Origin of the sequence: Achromobacter sp. SIMBA_011, from assembly GCF_046535435.1 — a bacterium.
Taxonomy (GTDB): Bacteria; Pseudomonadota; Gammaproteobacteria; order Burkholderiales; family Burkholderiaceae_B; genus Achromobacter; species Achromobacter dolens.
This window is the reverse complement of sequence record NZ_JAWRWN010001271.1, coordinates 1-234: the sequence shown is the minus strand read 5'-3', so window position 1 is coordinate 234 and position 234 is coordinate 1. Positions and strand designations below refer to the sequence as shown.

Here is a 234-nt window from a genome sequence, read left to right as displayed (position 1 = left end):
CTTGCAGGCGCCAACCTGCCGTTCTTCAATCAACGGTTGTTCGGCCTGGTGCCGGTGCGCGCGCAGAAGAAGAGCGCGTGGATCCGCATCGCCGAACTGATCGTGCTGTATTTCGTGGTCGGTGCGTTCGGCTTCCTGCTGGAAGCGCGTGCCGGTAACCGCTTTGACCAGGGCTGGCAGTTCTACGCCATCACGTTCAGTCTTTTTGTCGTGTTCGCGTTTCCCGGCTTCGCC

At 60.7% G+C, this 234-nt stretch carries 1 protein-coding gene; it reads left to right on the top strand.

The features are described 5' to 3' along the window. Positions 1-234: DUF2818 family protein (locus tag SB816_RS35145; RefSeq protein ID WP_410548642.1), on the top strand; the 234-nt coding region annotated here is incomplete at both ends.